A 22923-nucleotide genomic window follows, 5' to 3' on the forward strand; every position below is an offset into this window, starting at 1 on the left:
GGAGGTTAATAATCAGAGACAGTGCGATGCGAAGATCGATAGTATGGTTTAAAACCGACCTAAGGGTACATGATAATGAAACGCTGATAAGAGCCCTCGAGCAAAGTGATGAGGTAATCCCTGTATTTTGTTTTGATATGCGTCAGTTTCGTTTAACATCATATGGGACTCAGAAGACCGGAGCTTTCAGGGCACAATTTATTCTGGAATCAGTTGCTGATTTGGAAGCTAATCTGCGGAATTTGGGTGCAGGCCTCATCGTTGCCAGGGGGAATCCGGCAGAGGTGCTGGCCAAAGTGGCCCGGGAATATGGAGCTCAGAAGATCTTCGCAAAAAAAGAAGTTGCTTACGAAGAGAAACGTACCGAAGATGCGGTGGAAGCGGCGCTCTGGAAAGTGGGGTGCTACTTGGAAACTTATAGTACGAGCACCCTTTATCATGCGCTCGACCTGCCATTCGCCATGAAGGATATTCCCGATGTGTTTACCACGTTCCGTAAGAAAATTGAACGAGATACCCTTATACGCCCCGTGTTTGCAAGCCCCATTGACATACCCTGTCCGGCCTTACCTCCTGCTTCTCTGCCTACACTAATGCAACTGGGCCTTGAAGAGCCCGTATATGATGGGAGAGGGGCCTTTCGTATGCAGGGAGGGGAGAGCCCAGCCTTAGCTCGGGTAAATGCTTATCTGTTTGAAACGAAGGCCATCCTTACCTATAAAGAAACCCGGAATGGGTTATTGGGAGACAATTATTCCTCCCGTTTTTCCCCCTGGCTGGCTCAGGGTTGCCTTTCACCCCGGGAGATATATTATGCCATAAAAGAATTTGAATCCACTCATAAAGCGAATCCATCAACGTACTGGCTAATATTTGAGCTCATCTGGCGGGATTATTTTCGCTTTATGATGAAGAAATACCGCAATCGGTATTTCCGTCAAGAAGGGATAAAGAAAAAGGCTGTTGAGCTCTTTCCATTGGATACGGCAATTTTTGAGAAATGGAAGAATGGGGAGACAGGGGTAGACTTTGTGGATGCTAATATGAAAGAGCTTAACAGTACAGGATATATGAGCAACAGGGGCCGACAAAATGTTGCTAGCTATTTCTGTCACGACCTTCGTCAGGACTGGCGCTACGGTGCCGCATATTTTGAAGCGCAATTGGTGGACTATAACCCATGTAATAATTGGGGCAACTGGGCATATGTGGCCGGTGTAGGCAACGATCCCCGACCTGATAGGGCGTTCAATATTGAACTACAGGCTCAGACCTATGATCCAGATGGGAAATATCGAGGTTTATGGCTTCAGCCAGAAGACGCTGCGTCTGATAGGTCTTAAGAAGCTGGAGCTTTTATTGGATCCTGGCCGAGTGATCATCCGCAGGAGGCATTTTGGTGACTGACACCGGAAAGCGTATGCTAGGCTAGCGCATCCATCCTGTGAAAATATAGGGTCATTCCAGATGAAACGTCTGCGTTCCATGGCTTCTCCACTTCTGGAAAAATCTCGTGGGTGATTTTATTTCTCGTGCAGAATTCTCGTTATAAGGAAAAAAGGCGATCCACCATCAGGTAAACCGCCTTTTTTTATCCAAGTTTTTTATGTTGTGCAGTTAGAAATGTCGTTCTCCTATTTCCCTCTTACCCAACATCACGGCACCAATCATGGCAATCAGGAGTAGGATAGATATAAGTTCAAAAGGTAGCAAGTATTCTTTGAACAGCAAATGTCCCAGATTCTCAATCATACCGACTTGTGAGTTATAATTCGCCGTGTCGACAGCAGGAAGGGTCGTTTTGCGATAAGCTCCAAATAAGATTACGAAGACCGTACCGCCAACAATTGTAGCGGCAATTTTGGTTAGATTGGCCTTTGAGTCGGCCTGATCCTGTTTTAGGTTCAAAAACATGATTACAAACAGGAAGAGTACCATGATAGCCCCCGCATAAACGATGATGTTTACAGCAGCGATGAACTGAGCGTTGAGTAAGATATAATGCCCGGAAATACTAAAAAATGTAAGAATCAGGTACAGAACGCTGTGGATCGGGTTCTTCGATATCACCACCATCAATGCACTGAGAATGGTGAGAAAGGAAAGAAAGTAAAAAAATGAAATAGACGGATTCATATCGGTTTTAAATAAAGGTCTGCCAGATTAGGTTGTATAGGTTCAGGGCACCGCTCTTGGCGTTACATTGGTAGGTTCGCCATTGGCGCGTTTGATATCCAGGGCAAGAGCTTCCTCTTTCGTCCATGCCTCACGGGTATATCGATTATTCATGTCCTCGACCAATAAATCCTTCCCCCAAATTACTTGATCTCGGTCGGTGAATACAGGTACAAACTCATCGTGCCGCAGATAGACAGCCTGCTTGGGGCAGGCCTCTTCGCATAAGCCGCAGAAAATGCAACGGAGCATATTGACTTCATACACTGCGGCATATTTTTCTTCACGGTACAGATTTTCTTCCCCTTTTTCTCGCTCGGCAGCTACCATGGAAATGGCTTCAGCGGGGCATGCCACTGCACAGAGCCCGCAGGCCGTACAGCGTTCCCGCCCGTCTGCATCCCGTTTGAGAATATGGCGTCCACGGAAAACCGGGCCTAGATATCGTTTTACCTCGGGGTATTGTATGGTGACTTTCTTGGAAAAGAAGTGCTTAATGGTTATACCCAATCCGGTGGCGATGGCCGGTAGATAGGCCCTCTCCATCAGGGTCATTTCTTTATTGCTTACTTGCTTTGAGCGATTGGTCAATTGCATGGCAATGTCTTTTTATTGGTTGTGCATTAGGCCTTAAGCCCTAGCATCAGATTCGGTTTCATCTACTTAAAGGTCCTTACTTAAAAGTCCTTCTAGCGCAGAATTAGTTCAGTATTTGATCGATCAGAGGCCTTAGAAAAAGAATTCCTGCCGCAGTCAATATGATGTTAATTACAGCCAATGGAATTAGTTTTTTCCAACCTAAATTCATCAGCTGGTCGTAACGGAAACGGGGGATTGTCCAGCGTACCCACATGTAAAAGAAGATAAAGAATATGGCTTTACCAAAGAATACTGCAGTTCCTATAAGGGTAGCGATATTATGACCCATTCCTGTGCCCAATGCGCTGGTTAGCTGCGTATAAACCCAGTCCATACCAGGGTAATTATATCCACCGAAATACAGTGTAGAAATGATGGCCGATGAAATAAACATATTGATGTATTCGGCAAAAAGATAAAAGCCCAGCTTCATACTCCCATATTCCGTATGATAACCTCCTACCAGCTCAGTTTCACATTCCGGTAAGTCGAAGGGAACCCTGTTACATTCGGCAAAGGAGCAGGTGAGGAATATAATAAAGCCCAATGGCTGATAGAAAATATTCCAGTTACCGCCATGCTGCTGAGAGACAATTTCTCCCAGCGAAAGAGAACTACTCATCATCAGAACGGCAATTAGCGAGAGCCCCATCGCTATTTCATAACTAATATTTTGAGAGGCGGCCCGGATGGCACCAAGCAGAGAAAACTTGTTATTGGAGGCCCAGCCTCCCACCATGATTCCGTATACCCCTAGGGCCACTACGCCAAAAACATATAAAATGCCAATATTGGACTCCACGCCTTGCAGAGGCACCTCCACTCCATTGAAGCGGACTGTAGAGCCAAAAGGGATCACGGCGCTTGCCAGAAGGGCGGTAAGCATGGCTAAGCTAGGCCCGGCTATAAACAACCATTTGCTGGCCATGGCCGGGATGAAATCCTCCTTGAAAAACATCTTTCCCGCATCGGCTAAAGGTTGCAACAAGCCTCCCCAACCCGCTCGGTTAGGGCCTTCACGGTCCTGAATAAATCCGGCTACCTTACGTTCTCCCCATGTAGAGTACATGGCTATGACCAGAGTCAGAGCAAAAACTACCAGGATGGTAATCGATTTGATGATAAATACGGTTAATTCCATTTTGTCTCTTAAGTAGGAAGCTTAAATTTCCTTTTTAAAGTTTAATTATTCTGATTGAGCAGTGAACGGTGGTTGGCCTTGTCGTTATTTTCTATGCTCTGGTTCCTGATCGTCTCCGGATCGGTGATATAAGGACGTGAGTCATCGATATTTTTGAACTGGGTAGCTGCTAGTTTCAAAGCAAAGTCAGGCTTTTTGACCAGGTCAGAACGATATTTATTTGCAGAAATAACCGAACTCCTTTTTACTTTGGTAGGGCCTTCCAGAACCCAATCGCTCGTTTTCTTCCTTTCAAACCGGCAGGTATTACAGATAAATTCGGTTACTTCTCCCCAGGTGTTTTTTCGTGCCGTTACCCGGATCACCTCATCGCCGCGGTACCATAATGTTACCTTTCCCGAACATTTATCACAATTGCAGTGGGCATCTTCGGGCTTGCTAAACCATACCCGGTTTTTGAATCGATATGTTTTATCGGTCAGCGCACCTACCGGACAAACATCAATGATATTTCCGGAAAAGTCGTTATCAATACTTTTTTTAATATAGGTGCTGATTTCTGAAGCATCGCCTCGATTCATTACCCCATGTTCCCTTTTTTCGGTAATCTGGTCGGCCGTGTATACACAGCGGTAGCAAAGGATGCAACGCGTCATATGCAGCTGTACAAAAGGGCCGATGTCCTCCTTCTCAAAGGTTCTTCTTTCCTCTTCGTAGCGGGTTTTTGCCGAACCATGTTCGAAAGCAAAATCTTGCAAATGGCATTCTCCTGCTTGGTCGCATACGGGGCAATCCAGGGGGTGATTGATGAGCAAGAATTCAACAATCCCTTTTCTTGCCTCAAGTACGGCTTCGTTCGTGGTGTTTTCTACCACCATGCCATCCTGTACCTGTGTAATACAGGAGGGTACGAGCTTGGGCATCGGGCGTGTATCCTTGGCCGAGCCCTGAGCCACGCGCACCAAACAGGCCCTACACTTACCACCCGAGGCGGGAAGGGGTTTGTAATAGCACATGGCTGGGGGCACAATAGCTGCCTGGCTCTCATCGGCTTCCGCTATTTTCCGGGCTGCCTGCATGATGGTAGTCCCTGGTTCCACTTCCACCTCGATACCATCAAAGGTTATTTTAAATAATTGCGGTTTTGTCTCTTCCATGCCATTTATATTGTACAGGGGGGAGTGTTACATAACCCCGCAGCCCCATGATCTATTTCAGTTAGTTTTTGCTTCAACAGCAAATTTACACAATGTAGGGCTTGATTGCTAAACCAAGGCCATATCGCCTCTGTATACAGCACCCGGAGCACTCGCTTCGGATGGATGGGTGATATGCCAAACGAATTCGTCACGGAAATGACGAATGGCACTCGCCACTGGCCATGAGGCGGCATCGCCTAAGGGGCAGATGGTATTACCTTCAATTTTTTTTGTGATATCCACCAGCAGATCTACATCATGCATGCTTCCGTGGCCATGTTCGATTCGGTGTAAAACCTTCTCCATCCATCCCGTTCCTTCCCGGCAGGGGCTACACTGTCCACAGGACTCGTGGTGATAAAACCGGGAGAAGTTCCATGTGTTTTTAACGATACAGGCCGTTTCGTCGAACACAATAAAGCCTCCGGATCCTAACATGGACCCTGTAGCAAATCCACCGTCAGATAGTGATTCATAGCTCATAAGCCGGTCTTCGCCGTTGGCCGTTTTCATTATCAGGTTGGCGGGTAGGATGGGTACAGACGATCCTCCAGCTACTAAAGCTTTAAGATGATGTCCCTTACGGATCCCACCACAATATTCATCGGAGTTCATAAATTCCTCTACGCTCAAACCTAGCTCAATCTCGTATACACCAGGTTTTTGAATATGACCCGAAGCGGAAATAAGCTTGGTCCCGGTGCTCCGCCCTACGCCTATCTGGGCATAAGCTTCACCACCATTATTGATAATCCATGGCATGTTGGAGATAGATTCCACATTATTAACCACAGTAGGGCATTGGTAAAGACCTTTTACCGCAGGGAATGGTGGTTTATTACGCGGGTTGCCTCGTTTGCCTTCCAGTGATTCCAGCAGGGCAGTCTCTTCTCCACATATATATGCCCCACCTCCAGGCTGAACTACCAGCTCGAGGTCGTAGCCCGATCCCAGAATATTCTTGCCTAAGAAACCCTGTGCTTTGGCTTCTTCTATTGCTTTCTCCAGGATATGTATCACATACATCAATTCGCCTCTGACGTAGATAAAAGACTTGTTGGCACCCAGTGCAAAGCTGGAAACGATCATACCTTCTATAAGCAAATGCGGGATCATTTTCATAAGATAATGATCCTTAAACGTTCCGGGCTCCGACTCGTCAGCGTTGCAAACCAGATAACGGGGCACGCCTTCGGGTTTAGCCAGAAACCCCCATTTCATACCCATGGGGAAGCCTGCACCTCCTCGGCCTCTTACGCCTGATTTTTTCGCTTCTTCTACCACCTCCTCAGGAGTCATGGTTTTAATTGCCTTTTCAACAGCGGTATACCCACCCTGCTTTCGGTAGACTTCGAAAGTCTCGATGCCGGGTACGTTGATATGTTCTGTTAATATTTTTCTAGCCATTTCAGGATTTAATTAACTGCCTTTGACTCGCCTTATTTGCTCAGTTCGTCAATAATTTCGTCTACTTTCTCATTGGTAAGGTTCATATAATATTTTTCTCTTACCTGAAAAACGGGACCCCAGCCGCAAGCCGCCAGGCATTCTACCTCTTTGATGGTAAATTTACCGTCAGTAGTGGTCTCACCTGGGTTTATGCCCAGCTTCTGACGCAGATGTGCGTACACCTCTTCGCCGCCCATCAGGCAACAAGGGCCTGTGCGGCAATACTCGATCACATGTTTTCCTACAGGTTCCAAATGGAACATGGTATAAAAAGTCGCTACCTCATACACCTCGACAGGCTTGATGTCCAATAATTCGGCCACATAGTCCATGGCCTCGCTGCTCACCCAGCCCATCTGCTCTTGCATGAGGTGTAAGATAGGCAGGAGGGCCGATTTTTGGCGGCCTTCAGGGTAACGGGCGATCATCTCTTGGGCTTTTACGAGCCGCTCGGGAGTAAAGGCCACGGTATTTGGAGTATCGGTCATTTTATTCTAAAACTTGATAATTTTTATATCTTCGAAGGTCGACAGTTCAAAAAATAATTTAGGCGTCGAGCTCTCCGGCAATTACGTTTAGGCTACTCATGGTCAGGATGGCATCCGATAAGGAACTTCCTTTGCACATCTCAGGGTACGCTTGGTAATAGATAAAGCTTGGCCTGCGGAAATGCAGTCGGTAAGGTGCCCGACCTCCGTCGCTGATCATGTAAAAGCCCAGCTCACCGTTACCACCTTCTACAGCATGGTAAATTTCTCCTGCCGGGGCATCGATTTCTCCCATGACAATTTTAAAATGGTAGATCAATGCTTCCATGCTGTTGTATACCTCATCTTTGGGAGGAAGATAATATTCTGGAGCATCGGCATAATAGGGGCCTTCGGGAAGGTTATTGATGGCCTGCTCCACGATCTTTAAGCTTTGCCACATCTCCTCATTCCGTACCATATATCGGTCATATGTATCGCCGTGTTGTCCTACGGGGATATCAAACTCAAAATCTTCGTATGAAGAGTAAGGATTCATTACCCGGACGTCGTAGTCCAATCCCGTCGCCCGTAGATTGGGCCCAGTGAAACCATAAGAGAGAGCCCTTTCTGTAGATATGGCCCCAACCTTGATGGTACGATCCATAAAGATCCGGTTCCGGTTCAGGAGTTTTTCAAGTTCTCGGAGAACGGGGGGGAATGTTTTAATAAAGTCTTTGATCTTTTGGACAGCAGTATGGGATAAATCGCGTTCCATGCCGCCCAATCGACCCATATTGGTAGTAAGCCGAGCCCCACATACTTCTTCATAGATCTCATATATTTCTTCCCGCTTCTGCATCACATACAGGAACCCTGTAAAGGCGCCTGTATCTACGCCCAGAATACTGTTGCAAATGATATGGTCGGAAATACGCGCAAGTTCCATCATTATTACCCGGATATATTGGGCGCGTTTGGGAACCTGTACTTCCAGAAATTTCTCCATGGTCATATGCCAGCCCAGATTATTAATCGGGGAAGAGCAGTAGTTCATCCGGTCGGTAAGAGTGGTAATCTGGTAGTACGGGCGTCTTTCGGCTATTTTTTCAAAAGCCCTATGAATATAACCGATGGTCTGCTCCCCGGATACGATCTTTTCTCCATCCATTTTCAGAATGTTTTGAAAAATTCCGTGGGTAGCCGGGTGGGTAGGGCCGAGGTTCAGCGTGGTGAGTTCCTCAACCAGTTCGGGTAATTCCGCATTAGCCGGGACTTGATGCGGTAGAAGTTCAATATCTGCCATAGTTTCAAACTATATGGTGAGCATTATCTGCCAAAAAGTGCGTCAATTTTGTCTTCCCTGGTAGCGTCTTCGAGCGGATACTCTTTTCGCATTGGGAAATAATCCATTTCTTCAATATTCAGAATCCTTTTCAAATTAGGGTGACCGTCGAAAAGGATACCATAGAAGTCGTAAGTCTCGCGTTCCATCCAGTTGGCACTCTCCCAAAGGCCCGTCACGGTAGGGATGTGAATGTCTGCTTCGGGAATCGAAACCTTAATTCGTATCCTAAAGTTGTGAACAAAGCTATGAAGGTGGTAAACAACCATAAATTCCTGGCCGGTCTTATCGGGGTACTGTACGCCAGTGAGGTCGGTCAGAAAACTGATTTGAAAATGGTTGTGTTCTTTGATAAACTCAAGAACGGTAAGGATTTCCTCTCGGGTGGTCGAGAGGGTCAGCAGTCCATAGGGTTCTTCGAAATCGAAAACCTGGCTGCCAAATTTCCCTAAAAGCTCCTCTGCTACTTCCTGATTGCTAAGCATAACGACTATTGAATATTGTATGAGGCGAGTAATTCCTGATACTCGTCTGTGTTACGACGACGTAATTTTTCATTTTGAGCCAAATGCTGAATTTGCATCAAGCCATCGATGATCTGCTCTGGGCGTGGCGGGCAGCCTGGCACGTACACATCTACCGGAATAATACGGTCTATGCCTTGTAATACGCTATAGCTATCAAAAATACCACCGCTAGAGGCACAGGCACCTACTGCCAGAACCCAGCGGGGTTCGGCCATCTGCAAGTAAACCTGCTTCACCACGGGAGCCATCTTCTTGGCAATGGTGCCCATCACCATTAGCAAATCGGCTTGGCGAGGAGAAAAACTGGGCCGCTCCGATCCGAAACGGGATATATCGTAATGCGCGCCCATGGTAGCCATGAATTCGATTCCGCAACATGACGTGGCAAAGGGTAGGGGCCAAAGGGAATAACTTCTGGCCAATCCGATTGCTTCGTCGAAAGAGGTCGCAAAAAATCCTGATCCGCTATGTCCTTGGGGTGCTTCTGCTATGGTTACTTCTTTCATAATTTTCTTGAGTTCTTGATTGATACTGCCCCTATTCTTCCCAATTAAGTACGCCTTTTTTAATGACGTAGTAAAAGCCAGAAAGTAGGAGTGCCATAAAAACTAACATCTCTACAAAGCCAAACATTCCCAACTCCTTGAAATTTACTGCCCAAGGGTACATAAAGATCACCTCTATGTCAAAAAGTACGAAGAGGATTGCTACCAGGAAGTACTTTACCGATATCGGAGTCCGGGCATCCCCTACCGACTCAATTCCGCATTCGAAAGGGTCGTCCTTCAGTTTGCTTTTACGGGTGGGCCCAATAAGGTGCGTGACGATCATCGTGCCGCCGATAAACCCAGCGGCAAGGATAAACTGTACCAGAATAGGCAGGTAGTCCGAGGGCAAATAGGTATTATTCATATTGCTAATGGTTGGCTTTCTGAGAAGTGATGGAGTCCATTTACCAACCACTTCGTTGGGTTATTCTATACCCTTTCAAAGTTAGTGGCTGGAAATTTATCAATCAAATTCTGCTGTTTTTCTTTTGTCTAATTAGTATCATGCTAAATAAGCCCCGAAATTACGGAGCTTATTTGAAAATTATACTATCAAAAGGCTTATCGAATGACGATTTGTTTGGTAATACTCTGTCCTTCTCCCACCACTCTGATGATATATTTTCCCGCGGGCATGTTGGAGACATTCAACTCGGCCCTACTGTTGAGGACCGGGGTGGTGATGTTTTTTACGGCACGGCCCTTACTGTCGAACAGGGTAATATCGGCCGATTTAATATCGTCTCTAGCCTCAACATACACGAAGGAGTCTTGGCTTGGGTTGGGATAAATCACTACTTCATTTTGGTCATTGGTCTTGAATTCCTTGCTGACCGTATCGGAGTAACAGGTAAGTGTTTGATTGTTAAGAACGAAATCTACTTTCGCCTTGGCGGTATACTTGCCCGATTTCAATACCTTTATAATGGTTGCAGTGGTATCCGTTTCTATACCTGGGCGCTGCCAGACATATTGCTCATTAAGGCCTGGCAAGTCGATACTGGCTGTGATAGAGAAAGGCCCAGACGATGCAATAGTTGGGGTAGGGATTTTAGGATGTATGGTCAGTGAGCTTGCATTTGAGCTCTCAGAAACACATCCAAATATGTTCTGACGTTTTACATAATAATTTCCAGACTCGGTAAGTTTAGCTACCAATCCGCTTGAAACGATGCTGTTGTCGGCCTGATTGTACCAATTGAAGATATCGTTGGCAGGAGCCACAGAAAAGGTAAAGGCAGAATCGGCACAGGCCTGTTGTGGACCCTGAGGTAGAATCGAAGGGGTGGCAGGTTTGGCATTATTTTCCAATACTACCACCGGGGAGAGGGTCGAGTTGCCATTGGCGTCTTTTACAGTAGCCCAATACGTTCCCGCAGCGGTAACGCGTATAGAGCTGCTGCTACTTCCAGTATTCCATAAATAGGAAGAGAATCCAGTTGGCAACGAAATCGTCACGGCATTATTTTCCGTTACACATTTGGCCGTAATTTGGGGTACAGGGGAAGGTGCCACTGGTGGCGCTTCTGCAAAAAACTTGGCATTTAAACTGTTGTACCAGGCATCTGCCAATATCGTCAGCGCATCCACGCCTACGAAATGGGTATGGTCGGGCAGACGTAATGGAACCAATGGATCCGTTTCGGGTCCCGGAAAGGTCGGATTGAATGGGGTGTCTATTACAGCATTTTGGGCTGCAACTATATGCGGATACGCCTGGGCCGGTGCCGACTCCGGTTCCGACGTCCGGGAGGTCCTGGCAATTACCCAGGTAATCCGCTTGCCTGTGTCGGACTGAATCTTATCGATAATACGTTGCAGGCTTTCCCGATACTGCGTGGCTGTGGTTCCTTTGGCAGCATCCGTTTCTCCTTGCATCCACAGAATGGCCCGAACGCCAAACTGATTGGCATAATTGCGGGCGGATATCATTAAATTGGCATAAGGCATTTTGGGCGGATATTTAAATCCACCGTAACGATTGTAGGTGTCTTTCCCGTCTGCACTTTCCGACCAGTTGATAACACTCGTTCCTTCCCAGGCTGTGTTGATAAAAAGTACGGGTACATTCAGGTTACTGACCAGCCTGTCGCCCAAAAGGCCCCAGCACCATGCCGATTGTCCTCTGGGAGACATAAAGTCCAGGTCCGTATTGATCTTGGCAAAAGCCGGAGGAGCAGGGTCGGTAAGACGGTCGGTTTCATCGTTGGTGCCATTGGTGATATAAATTACCCGGTCGTCAGTGGCGCCCGGTCCGGGGTATTTCTTAAGTCCTTGGGCATTGGATTGGCCAGCGATCAGGAAAACTTCGCCTACCCCCAAACGTTCCAATACGTCCCGTGCTACTATGGTACCTGCCTTACTACCTCTGATTTCTATGGTGTACCAACCGGCATATAGGGTAATATCTCCTTTAAAGACACCCCCGGCCGGATTTAGTTGTAAGGTTTGCCAGGGTCGTTCTACACCTTGTCCCAGGAGCACCGGAACGGCGCGAACCTCTATTTTGTCCATCTCAATACTAAAAGTTCCCGAAATTGGAACGGATCTTTGTCCGGTGATATCCCGCTGATAAACTGCTCTGGGAGCAGGATAGGTGATTTTCAACTGAGCATACACTGATACGGGAATAATTAGTAACAAAAGCAGGGCCTTTGCCGTAATCTGAAGGATTAATTTAGTGCGCATTGGAAATGATTGAACAAGTAAAATCTCTCATATTCAGAAAGAATTAGGTGGAAATTCATTTGGCTGGAAGCAGTCAAACGAATGCAAATTTAATAGATTATTTCGGCTATAATATAACTATTCCGTTTTTTTACCTATGCGGAAAAACAGAATGCCTACCGCGCTACGACAAACTTCTTTACCCCACTGTAATTATCCGACAAAACCCGAACGAGATAGGTGCCAGCCGAGAGATCGGATACTCTAATAAATTGTTGCGTTTTTAATTCCTGAATTTGTATGGTTTTGTGAACAATTCCGCGTAAATCTATGATCTGTATAGTCGCATTGGACAAGTCGTGCCAGGTCTCCAAGGTCAGGTTGTCCGAAACCATGGGGTTGGGGTAGATGATCATCTCACCTGCATTCACGGTGGCTACAAAGGTAAAGGGTTCGGATAAGGCGGAACTACAAGTAAGTTGTGGAGAATACACGATACTATTGCTTACTTGAAATACCCCTGACTCTGCAGATTTGATGGAGATACTGGTTTGGCTAAGGGGTTTCCCATCTTTCTGCCAATTAAATATCCCTGAGTGTAAATTATTTTCAGCTTGGAGCGTATATACGCCTACCTGTCTGATTTCGGGAACGGTGGGGGCAGGTTTTGCGTCGATAGTTACGCTGTTGGAAGCAACGGAATAACAGCCTTGCGTGTCGATAAGTCGAGCAGTATAGGTCCCTGACTGCCCTATAGAAACGACAGGCTGAGTCTGACCGTCGCTCCAGATTATATTACCTGCGGGCTGAGCCGCCAGCCGGGTTTGGTCTCCCGCACAAAAGGTCGCAGGGCCTTCCAGAGTCACTACTGGGGCGGGGGGGAGGGCCAGTGCTCTGGTATTAATGGTGCTACTTGGATCGGAAATGCAATTATATTCATTGAGTGTCTGTACATAGAAGCTCCCAGTATTATTAACGGCTATGGAAGCCGTGCTCTGTCCTGAACTCCACTTGTATGCTGTAGCCGATGGGGCCTGCAGGGTGATGGTCTTATCGGCGCAAAACGTAGTCGGACCCGAAGCAGTAATGCTAGGACGGGGGGGGAGGGGGTTTTTTACCACCTTAGTAACCGCCGACGGAGGAGAAATGCAACCATTGGCATCCTTGGCAGAAATGGTATAATCTCCACTTTCGTAAACAGCAATCTCGGGGTTGTTGGAGCCGTTACTCCATACGTAAATATATGCGGGGGTACTTTGCAATAACGTAAAATCGCGTTCGCAAAACGTAGTAGGTTTAAGTGAGACGATAGAAGGGGTCGCTGGAAGTGGATTTACCTTGGTGGTAATCACGTCAGAGACCGACTTGCAGCCATTGATGTCGGTTTGCGTTACAGAAAATGTACCGGAAATGGTTGTAGTAACTGCTTTGGAGGTAGAACCGGTATTCCACAGGTTTCCCGAATCATAATTTGAAGTAAGCACCAAGGTTTCACCCTCACAAAAATTAGGATTTCGGCTCAAGGCAATTTGTGGCTTGGCGGGGTTGGGATTCACCTTGACGGTAACGGGGTCTGATTCAGGAGAAAAACAGCCCACATTATCTAAGGCTTTTACCGTAAAGGTTCCCGACTGCGAAGTTTGGATGCTGGCTGAAGTGGCTCCATTAGACCAGACGTTTTTTAGGCTGCTGGAAGACTGAAGAGTAACCGACCCCCCCTCGCAAAATGTAGTGGCTCCACCAGCCTGAATGGATGGTTTGGCTGGAAGGGGTGACGTAAGTATGGTAATCTGATAAGGATCTGAAGTGTTTTCACAACCATAGACACTTTGGGAAGTCACGGTATATTGCCCGCTGGCCGTCACAGGCAAACGGGGCGAGGTCGATCCGGTATTCCATTTTATAGCATCTGTAGCACTTGAAATTAAGGTGGCCGTATTGCCCAAACATACTGGGTTGCTTCCCTCTATGCTGATAGTAGGTTTAGGCCCTTGGATAGCTTCAGAAATAATGATTTCGGGCGAAAAGATATAATTGCCAAAAGAATCGAGGGCCTTGGCGCGGAAGCTCCCATTGCCAACCGTAATATTGGTTCCTGCCTGCCCGTTGCTCCAGCTATGTGCACTGTATCCGGAGTTGGTGACGGTAAGTCGGAGGGAACTTCCGGAACAGGCCACTGAGACACTTAATGGCCCAACGGCGGGATGAGGAATGGAACTATTAAAAAATGCATCATCCAACTTGGCATTCCAAGCCTGGGCCAATTGGCTAATGCCTCCATCAGTAAAATGAACTCCATCGCCTCGGTTGAAGGTATTGTCTCTGGGAATTTGAATGATATCAGTATCTGGCCCTTGGAATGTATTGGTGCTGGTGCTGATAGCTTGTAACTGACCATTTCTTACCATTTGATTGACCCCTCTGCTGTTGTCGTAACTACTTAGCGATATCATCCAAGAGACATTCTTCCCACTTTCCCTCCTATTAGCTTCTATTACCGCTTTAAGGTCCAGGGCATATTTATCGCTGGTGGTGGCAAATTCAGGGTGATTCGCAAAATAATTATCCGCTTCACCCTGCTCCCATAACACTGCCCGAAGCCCTGTGATGGGAATATAGTACTGCATGACCCACCTTAAATTGATGAAGGGCATCCCACTTGGGGAATAAGGATATGGGGCATAAGGCGAGTACGCCGTTCCGGAGATGCTCTCCCTCCAGGTGCGTACCTGTGTACCCTCGTAGCCGGTATTGAAAAACAGGATGGGAACGTTCAGTCTTTGGGCCAGCTTGTCGCCAAGAGCTCCCCAGGCCCATGCCGACAGGCCTCGGGGCGAGATTTTGGAATGAGTATCCAGATGACTGAACTGTGGGTAGGGAAGGCCAGATGCCCCACTGTCGTTGATATTATCAAAATTAACCGTGTTTACACGGTCATCAGTAACTTCGGGGCTGCCGTATTGGTCGTATCCCTGGGCATTGGACTGTCCACTGACAATAAATACCTCTCCGATTCCTACATGCTCTACTGTTGCCATGCCCACATCGGAGGCTCCATTCTTACCCCTTACCTCCAATTTATACCAACCACCAAAGGCCTCTATACTTCCTTCGAAAAAACCGCCCTGAGGACTATTTTGAAGCACATGCCAGTCGATATTCGAACCACCTTGAAGGGCAACAAGCCTTGCCTCGACTTTGTCGATATGCTGTTTGAAGCTTCCACTCACCCGGATTGTCGCTCGGTTATTACTATTTCTCTGAACCACCAGCCGGTCCATTGGATAATTGATACTAATCTGGCCAAGAGACTCTAGACTTATAGCAATACAGAATAGAACAATCTTTAATACAATCGGTAAAGTTATTTTCATGGCTACGGTAAACGGCAATTTTAAAAGTATTTCTTGGGTGACACCAAAGTAAGAGGAAATGGTTGTCTTTACCGCAAAAAACTTATTATGCGTCTAACGTCTGATTGATGCGATTCCATATCGCATCCTTTAATTGTTCAATTCCTTCTTGGGTTATTGCTGAAATATAGTGAATAGTTAACTCTGAAGGCAATTGGGCCTTGAGGGCTGGTCGATCGTCTTCAGCTATTGTGTCCATTTTCGTAATGGCCAGAATCCTGTTTTTATCCAGTAATTCGGGATTATACAAGTTAAGCTCTTGCAGGAGGGTCTGGTATTCGGCCATAATATCCTCACTGGTGGCGGGTACCATGAATAAAAGAATGGAGTTTCTTTCTATATGTCTCAGGAAACGTATTCCAAGCCCTTTGCCCTGAGAGGCTCCTTCAATGATACCAGGTATGTCTGCCATAATAAAGGAGCGGAAATCTCGGTATGGCACCACCCCTAGGTTAGGCACCAGGGTAGTAAAAGGGTAGTCGGCAATTTCGGGCCGGGCTGCAGAAACGGCTGCTAGCAAGGTGGACTTACCAGCATTCGGGAATCCTACCAGGCCGACATCCGCAAGGACTTTCAGCTCCAGTATCACCCATTCTTCACCACCAGGCTCGCCAGGCTGAGCATGCTGTGGCGTTTGGTTGGTGGCCGATTTAAAATGGTCGTTGCCCATTCCTCCGCGGCCTCCTTTTAGTAATATTATCTCCTGACCATCTTCTGTAATTTCGCAGACCTGTTCGCCGGTTTCGGCCATGCGGGCAATGGTCCCTAAGGGAACCTCTAAAATAATGTCTTTTCCTTCAGACCCGGTACGGCGTCCTCCTTCCCCTGCTTTTCCGTTAAATGCCTTAACATGTTTGGTATATTTAAGGTGTAACAGCGTCCAGAGTTGAGAATTTCCTTTCAGGATTACGTGTCCTCCTCTTCCTCCATCCCCTCCATCGGGTCCCCCTTTTTCCACGTGTTTCTCGCGGCGGAAGTGTAATGCGCCGGCTCCCCCGGCACCCGATTTGACATTAATTTTTACGTAATCGATGAAATTTGAAGAAGCCATTATTTTGTTTTTGGTAATAAAAAGTAACTTGGCCTAGCCTATGGCCGCTGTGATGGCTTGGAATATCTCCTGAATTTCTCCAATACCCTGTACCGCTACATATTTGTCCTGAGAACGATAGTAGTCGGCAACTGGCGTGGTCTTTGAATTGTACTCTTGTATGCGCTTACGAATCAAGTCCTCATTCTGATCATCTGGTCGACCAGAGGTTTTTCCACGGTTGAGCAGTCGCGCGAGTAACTCCTCGTCTGTCACTTCTAAACCTATCATTACCTGAATTGATTCCCCATAAGAAGTCAATAACGTATCGAGGGCCTCTGCTTGTTTTACTGTACGAGGAAAACCATCGAAGATAAATCCTGCTGCCTGACGATTTTCTTTAAGCTTGTTTTCAATCATGCCAATAACCACTTCGTCGGGCACGAGTAACCCTTGGTCCATCAGGGTTTTTGCCTTTAAGCCTAGGTCAGTCCCTTGCTGTATTTCGGAACGGAGTAAGTCGCCAGTAGACAAATGGATTAGTTGGTATTGGGCAATGATCTTCTCACTTTGAGTGCCTTTCCCAGCCCCTGGAGGGCCAAAAAGAATAAGATTGAGCATAGTATCTTCTTAAGATTGGGTGTCGCAAATGATGGTTGTTTTCGGCAAAAATACAATTCTTAGTCTTTGTCAGCTAATTATCATTCAATATTTTAAAATAAAATCCCCATACAAGCTGGTGCACGGGGATTCTTTAAGTACGAAAATGGGAAGGGCTAGGGTATAACCATTCGGCGTACGCTTCCATCTTCACCCATGGTTACCATTACAAATATGGTCCCATGCGTGTTTTTTTTGATGGGTACTTGCCCTACAAATTCTCCTTCAAAATCTTTTATAACCCGCTCACCTACTTCCTTACCTTTGGTGTCGGTTATACGTATGTGGACATCCCCTTTATGAAGGGTCTGGAAACGTAGGTTAATTACGCCGTTATGAGGCTTATTGGGGTGAATACTCAGACCCTTTACCATGCTTGCCGTGCTTACTTCATCCTTTCCTATATCGCCTATTCTGTTTTCAAACCGTTCTCCCCAAGACTCCATCTCCTTCATCAGTGCCCTTGCTTTTGGACTAAAGTCTCGTTTTAAATGCATCATTCTGTTTTCAATATCGCCTGAGATCCGTTCCAGATCTCTTTCCATATTTTCCCAGTGATACACGAAACTATCCTCTTCTTCTGGACCAAAAATTCGGCGGTTGACATGAAGTTTTCGACGTTCTTCCATGCGATTCTTATTTTTGGCCATTTCGCTAGAGTCTATTGAAGCCCTTTTGGCGCCCCTTTTTTGGTCTATCGAGTCTAAAATCTGCTCGATGAGCTCCTCCCTTTGTTCATGATTCAGATCAGAGAGGCTGTACTCCCTGACAATCTCCTTAGACCGACCATCTAGTTCTTCCGTAATCCGGATATTAATCTTTGTTTTGGAAGACGTTTTCTCTTGAGCTTGGGATGGGTACACCATAGCCATAAGAGCCAGGCTAAGTCCTGATACCAGGTTCCGACTAAATTGTAAGGCTTTCATAATTGTAAATCGAATGATAGATGAGACAATAATTTACTTAAAGTGGTTAACCGATTGATATGCAGTCCTGTTAAAATTTGTTAAATGCTGTGCTTTGGTACCAATTGGCTTTAAATTTGTTCTGAGCGTGAAGAGTAGAAGGGCGTTGCAAAGACGAAACAGTACCCTTCAACGTTGCACCGATAAGCCAAAAAATTATATGACCAAAAGGAAAATACAAATTATAATAGGTTTGATGTGTCTGGCTATGTTTGGTCTGGTAGGACTTCAATGGTATTGGATCAAGGAGGCGATGGACATACGGCATGATCAGTTCAACCACAAGGTGGCAGAGTCGGTGCAGGAGGTTGTACATCGGCTGGAAAAACAAGAGATGATGTATCTGCTGCAACAGCGAATTGACAGTGAGCAACAAAAAAACCGTTTAGACAGGATTGCCACATTAAAACAAACGCCCTTGCAGCAACCCAAAGACAAACCTGTGCCTGCTGATACCCGAACGGACCCTCAACCGGGTGCCAAGTATAAGGTTATTATGGGGCCTCATGGGGAGGAGATTCATTATGAGATCGTCACTGAGTCGGTACCCACCGACGTGCTCAGCCCAAATTTTAGAATCCTGGCCGAGTTCCAGCAACAAATTATGGATGAATTTTTCCAGGCCCAGCGATTTGGCGCTGCAGGTATGGACGAATTTGTCCGGCGACGAATGGATGATGAGCGCAAGTTGGGAAAGGCATTTTCGGATGCCTTCGCAGGAAAGGAAAAGGAGCCTACTCCTGCCCTTAGGCAGCAACGAAGTTCAGAATCTGCCACGAGGAATAAGCCATTGAAAAAAAAGGCTTCTGCCTTGCCTCTTACTAGCCACCCGACAATAGAGCCCGATCGGGTGGGCCTACTCCGCGAAGTCATGCAGGATTTGATGTATACCAAAAGGCCTATTCAGGAGCGTGTTAATCGCTTTCTTTTAGATACACTATTGCGAAAGGAATTTCGAGAGAATGGAATTGACATTCCCTTCGAATTTGCCGTTCAAAATGCAGACCCTAAGGATTTCGTTCTGGCGACCACCCAAATGAATGCACCGGAATGGCAGGCTAGGTCGTATAAAGCTGCCCTGTTCCCAAATGAAATGGCACCTAGCCAGAACATGTTGATGGTCTACTTCCCCGATCAGGAGAAATATATACTTAGCAATATGGGGATGCTTTTTGGAGGTTCCGGAGCATTAATATTAATCGTCATGGCCTGTTTCTATATGGCTGTGTCCACTATTATTCGTCAAAAGAAAATGTCGGATATCAAAACCGACTTTATCAATAATATGACCCATGAACTCAAAACGCCTATTTCTACCATAGGCCTGGCTGTGGACATGGCGCATGAAAACGTGGAAGGACAGGCACCTACTCCTGCTGAATCCAGAATGGGGAGGTACCTGGGTATTATTCAAGAAGAAAACAAACGGTTGGGCATTCATGTTGAGAAGGTTTTGCAAATGGCCATGCTGGACAAGGGGGAGGTGAAACTCAACATGGAGCATGTTTCGGTGCAGGAGTTGCTTACCCAGGCGCTCAATAGCTTGTCGATGCAGATCGAAAGAAAAAATGGAGTTGTAAATCTGAGTTTGGAAGCCGAGCATGATACGGTAAAAGGAGACGAGGTCCATCTAATTAATATTTTGAAAAACCTTTTAGACAATGCCATTAAATATTCTCCTAAGGAATTATTTATCGACATCCGTACCGCCAATGTACAGCAAGGAGTCCAGATCATGATTAGTGATCGTGGACTGGGGCTTAGCAAAGAGCAACAGTCCCGTATTTTTGAAACATTTTATAGGGTTCCCACAGGTGACGTACACGATGTAAAAGGGTTTGGCCTAGGGCTTAGTTATGTCAAAAAAATGGTGGAGGCACATCAGGGAACTATATCAGTAGAAAGTAAGCTGGGGCTAGGCAGTGTGTTCACACTCTGGTTTCCGTTAGAAATTTAGAATATCTGCGTTTCAAATGATAACTTGCCTACTTTTTAAGGTAGTAACGCGTAAAATCACGCATTTTATTCTATAAGAATGATTTCCAAAACCTATGCTCCACAGGAAATAGAGGATAAATGGTATGAATATTGGATTGAAAATAAGTTTTTCAATTCTAAGCCAAATCCCGATAAAGAACCTTACACCATTGTCATACCTCCTCCAAATGTAACAGGAGTGTTGCATATGGGGCACATGCTCAATAATACCATTCAGGATATCCTTATTCGTAAGGCCCGCATGGAAGGTAAGGAGGCTTGCTGGGTGCCGGGTACAGATCATGCCTCCATTGCTACGGAGGCTAAGGTAGTGGCGATGCTCAAAGAAAAAGGTATCCAGAAAAAAGACCTGTCCCGTGACGAATTTTTGGAACACTGTTGGGAATGGACGCATAAATATGGTGGAATTATACTAAAACAATTGCGTAAGCTAGGAGCGTCATGCGACTGGGGCCGTACACGTTTTACCATGGAGCCGGACCTCTACGACTCAGTAATCGATGTTTTTATAGATCTCTTTAACAAAGGTAAAATTTACCGAGGTCACCGTATGGTAAACTGGGACCCTCAGGCCAAAACAACGGTGTCTGATGAGGAAGTGATAATGAAGGAGGTGAATCAACGTTTGGTATACCTTCGATATGACCTGGAAGAGGCCCAGGGTACCGATCAAGGAATCGTAATTGCGACTACCCGACCCGAAACAATCATGGCTGACGTAGCCATCTGTGTCAATCCGGCCGATGAAAGGTATCAGCATCTCATAGGGAAAAAAGTCATGGTTCCCCTGGTAAACCGTGCCATCCCTATCATAGCAGACGATTATGTAGAGATGGAGTTTGGAACGGGTTGCCTCAAGGTGACCCCGGCGCACGATACCAACGATTATGAGCTCGGGAAAAGGCATCATCTTCCCATTATCGATTTGCTGGCCGAGGATGGTACCCTCAACGAAAGGGCGCAGATACTGGTAGGTGAAGACCGGTTTGTGGCTCGGAAGAAAATTGTAAAACTGCTCGAAGCTTCGGGCAATTTAGTAAAAATTGAAGAGTATCGATCCAATGTAGGACATTCGGAACGGACGGACTCCGTGATAGAGCCTCGCCTCTCGGAACAGTGGTTCCTAAAAATGGAAGACATCAGCAAGCCTGCCTTGGAGCATGTAATGAACGACACCGTACAGCTGATTCCTGCCAAATTTAAGAATACCTACCGGCACTGGATGGAAAATGTCCGCGACTGGAACATCAGCCGACAGTTATGGTGGGGGCATAGAATTCCTGCCTTTTACCTGAAGGACGGTACGGTTATCGTAGCGAAAACCAAGCGGGAAGCCTTAAGAAAGGCCCAGCATGACCTCCAATTATTTGCTCTAACCGAAGAAGATCTTGAGCAGGATCCCGATGTTCTTGATACTTGGTTCTCGTCCTGGCTTTGGCCCATGTCCGTCTTTAATGGTATTAAAGAGCCCGAGAATGAAGATATTAATTATTACTATCCTACCAATGATTTGGTGACGGCTCCAGAGATCTTGTTTTTCTGGGTAGCCCGGATGATCATTGCTGGGTATGAATATAAAGGTACCTATCCTTTCAAAAATGTATACCTAACGGGGATAGTCCGCGATAAGCAAGGGCGGAAAATGTCTAAATCCCTGGGTAATTCACCCGACCCCATCGATCTGATTGGGCAATACGGAGCGGATGGAATCAGGACAGGAATGCTATTTAGCTCCCAGGCAGGTAATGACCTGCCCTATGACGAAAAGTTGGTGGAACAAGGGCGTAATTTCTGTAATAAGGTCTGGAATGCCTTCCGATTGGTAAAAGGCTGGGAAGTAGATGCAACCCTTACTGCGCCACAGGGGTCGGCACTAGCCGCCCGCTGGTTTGCTGCCAAACTGGACCAGACCTTGCTTGAACTGGAAGATCATTTTGAAAAGTATAGAATTTCTGATGCGCTAAACCTCGTATATAAACTGATCTGGGATGATTTTTGTGCTCAGTATCTGGAGATGATTAAGCCAGCATATGAGCAGCCTATCGATGCACCTACCTTTGAACTGACTCTTTCATTTTTTGATAGATTAATGCGCTTAGCTCATCCCTTTATTCCATTTATTACAGAGGAGATCTGGCAGAATATCCGGGAACGCAAAACCAATGATAGTATTTGTATTGCCGCCTTTCCAAAGGCTGAGGATGCTGTGGATCTGGCCCTTATCGCCGATTTTGAGATTCTTTTTGAACTCGTGTCGGCTATCCGGAACTTGAGAAATGCCAAAAATTTAAGTCCTAAAATTACACTGCCCTTATCAGTACGTACCGATAACCCCGATCGCTTTAAACGTCTGGAGGATCTGATTACTAAACTTGCCAATGTAGAGAAACTGCAGATGGTTTCGGAAGAGGGAGAAGGAAATTCGTTTAGGGTGAAATCGGATGAGTTTTTTGTGAATTTGCAGGGAGAAGTGGATGTAGAAGAAGAAAAAGCCAATCTGCTAAAGGAGCTTGAATATACTTTGGGTTTTAAAAACTCGGTAGCCAAGAAGCTCTCTAACGAACGGTTCGTTCAAAATGCCAAAGGAGATATTGTAGAAAAGGAAAGACAAAAGCTAGCAGATGCTGAGGCAAAAATTATAACCTTGCAAGAAGCACTGGCCCGTTTAAGCTAAATATTTCTGTTATATTAGTTAAAGCC

General features: G+C 46.2%; 18 protein-coding genes. 3 read left to right on the top strand and 15 right to left on the bottom strand.

Annotated elements, in window-relative coordinates; genetic code table 11:
* Positions 1 to 26 precede the first annotated feature (26 nt).
* Positions 27 to 1343 (top strand): DASH family cryptochrome, encoded by a 1317-nt coding sequence (locus X939_RS0107945; RefSeq protein ID WP_025762728.1) that lies wholly within the window; start codon positions 27 to 29, stop codon positions 1341 to 1343.
* A gap of 274 nt (positions 1344 to 1617) precedes the next feature.
* Here the strand turns inward: X939_RS0107945 and X939_RS0107950 are convergent, their stop codons facing one another.
* The 15 genes from X939_RS0107950 to X939_RS22940 form a co-directional block, all read right to left on the bottom strand.
* Positions 1618 to 2136, bottom strand: coding sequence for an NADH-quinone oxidoreductase subunit J family protein (locus X939_RS0107950; RefSeq protein ID WP_025762729.1), 519 nt, complete (start codon positions 2134 to 2136; stop codon positions 1618 to 1620).
* Between the two features lie 42 nt (positions 2137 to 2178).
* A complete protein-coding gene (locus tag X939_RS0107955) occupies positions 2179 to 2772 on the bottom strand; it encodes a NuoI/complex I 23 kDa subunit family protein (protein WP_025762730.1) in 594 nt (197 codons plus the stop codon).
* Between the two features lie 103 nt (positions 2773 to 2875).
* Positions 2876 to 3955, bottom strand: a complete 1080-nt coding sequence (nuoH, locus tag X939_RS0107960) for an NADH-quinone oxidoreductase subunit NuoH (protein ID WP_025762731.1) — start codon at positions 3953 to 3955, stop codon at positions 2876 to 2878.
* Positions 3956 to 3996: 41 nt separating this feature from the next.
* The gene (locus X939_RS0107965; protein WP_025762732.1) at positions 3997 to 5112 is read right to left on the bottom strand and encodes an NADH-quinone oxidoreductase subunit G; all 1116 of its coding nucleotides are present in this window, start codon (positions 5110 to 5112) and stop codon (positions 3997 to 3999) included.
* A gap of 108 nt (positions 5113 to 5220) precedes the next feature.
* Positions 5221 to 6561: an NADH-quinone oxidoreductase subunit NuoF gene (gene nuoF, locus X939_RS0107970; RefSeq protein WP_025762733.1), complete on the bottom strand. Its 1341-nt coding sequence runs from the start codon at positions 6559 to 6561 to the stop codon at positions 5221 to 5223.
* 32 nt (positions 6562 to 6593) lie between these two features.
* The gene (gene nuoE, locus X939_RS0107975) at positions 6594 to 7091 is read right to left on the bottom strand and encodes an NADH-quinone oxidoreductase subunit NuoE (RefSeq protein ID WP_025762734.1); all 498 of its coding nucleotides are present in this window, start codon (positions 7089 to 7091) and stop codon (positions 6594 to 6596) included.
* A gap of 58 nt (positions 7092 to 7149) precedes the next feature.
* Positions 7150 to 8376, bottom strand: a complete 1227-nt coding sequence (gene nuoD, locus X939_RS0107980; protein ID WP_025762735.1) for an NADH dehydrogenase (quinone) subunit D — start codon at positions 8374 to 8376, stop codon at positions 7150 to 7152.
* Between the two features lie 23 nt (positions 8377 to 8399).
* Complete coding sequence (locus tag X939_RS0107985; RefSeq protein ID WP_025762736.1) at positions 8400 to 8900, bottom strand: NADH-quinone oxidoreductase subunit C; 501 nt, start codon at positions 8898 to 8900, stop codon at positions 8400 to 8402.
* A 5-nt stretch (positions 8901 to 8905) separates the two neighbouring features.
* Complete coding sequence (locus X939_RS0107990; protein WP_025762737.1) at positions 8906 to 9448, bottom strand: NADH-quinone oxidoreductase subunit B; 543 nt, start codon at positions 9446 to 9448, stop codon at positions 8906 to 8908.
* 31 nt (positions 9449 to 9479) lie between these two features.
* Entirely contained in the window at positions 9480 to 9854 is a 375-nt protein-coding gene (locus X939_RS0107995) for an NADH-quinone oxidoreductase subunit A (protein ID WP_025762738.1), read from the bottom strand.
* A 197-nt stretch (positions 9855 to 10051) separates the two neighbouring features.
* Positions 10052 to 12178: a T9SS type A sorting domain-containing protein gene (locus X939_RS0108000; protein ID WP_025762739.1), complete on the bottom strand. Its 2127-nt coding sequence runs from the start codon at positions 12176 to 12178 to the stop codon at positions 10052 to 10054.
* Between the two features lie 155 nt (positions 12179 to 12333).
* Positions 12334 to 15531, bottom strand: a complete 3198-nt coding sequence (locus X939_RS0108005; RefSeq protein ID WP_025762740.1) for a T9SS type A sorting domain-containing protein — start codon at positions 15529 to 15531, stop codon at positions 12334 to 12336.
* Positions 15532 to 15616: 85 nt separating this feature from the next.
* A complete protein-coding gene (gene obgE / locus X939_RS0108010) occupies positions 15617 to 16621 on the bottom strand; it encodes a GTPase ObgE (protein WP_025762741.1) in 1005 nt (334 codons plus the stop codon).
* Between the two features lie 33 nt (positions 16622 to 16654).
* The gene (locus X939_RS0108015) at positions 16655 to 17221 is read right to left on the bottom strand and encodes an adenylate kinase (protein WP_025762742.1); all 567 of its coding nucleotides are present in this window, start codon (positions 17219 to 17221) and stop codon (positions 16655 to 16657) included.
* 155 nt (positions 17222 to 17376) lie between these two features.
* Complete coding sequence (locus X939_RS22940; RefSeq protein ID WP_025762743.1) at positions 17377 to 18186, bottom strand: T9SS type A sorting domain-containing protein; 810 nt, start codon at positions 18184 to 18186, stop codon at positions 17377 to 17379.
* A gap of 199 nt (positions 18187 to 18385) precedes the next feature.
* Here X939_RS22940 and X939_RS0108025 point away from each other — a divergent pair, with 199 nt between their 5' ends.
* Together X939_RS0108025 and X939_RS0108030 are read left to right on the top strand one after the other, a co-directional pair.
* Positions 18386 to 20182: a sensor histidine kinase gene (locus X939_RS0108025; protein ID WP_025762744.1), complete on the top strand. Its 1797-nt coding sequence runs from the start codon at positions 18386 to 18388 to the stop codon at positions 20180 to 20182.
* Between the two features lie 78 nt (positions 20183 to 20260).
* Positions 20261 to 22897: a valine--tRNA ligase gene (locus X939_RS0108030; protein WP_025762745.1), complete on the top strand. Its 2637-nt coding sequence runs from the start codon at positions 20261 to 20263 to the stop codon at positions 22895 to 22897.
* The last annotated feature ends 26 nt before the right edge of the window (positions 22898 to 22923 follow it).

The sequence above is a fragment of the Dyadobacter tibetensis Y620-1 genome, assembly GCF_000566685.1.
In the GTDB taxonomy this organism is placed as follows: domain Bacteria; phylum Bacteroidota; class Bacteroidia; order Cytophagales; family Spirosomataceae; genus Dyadobacter; species Dyadobacter tibetensis.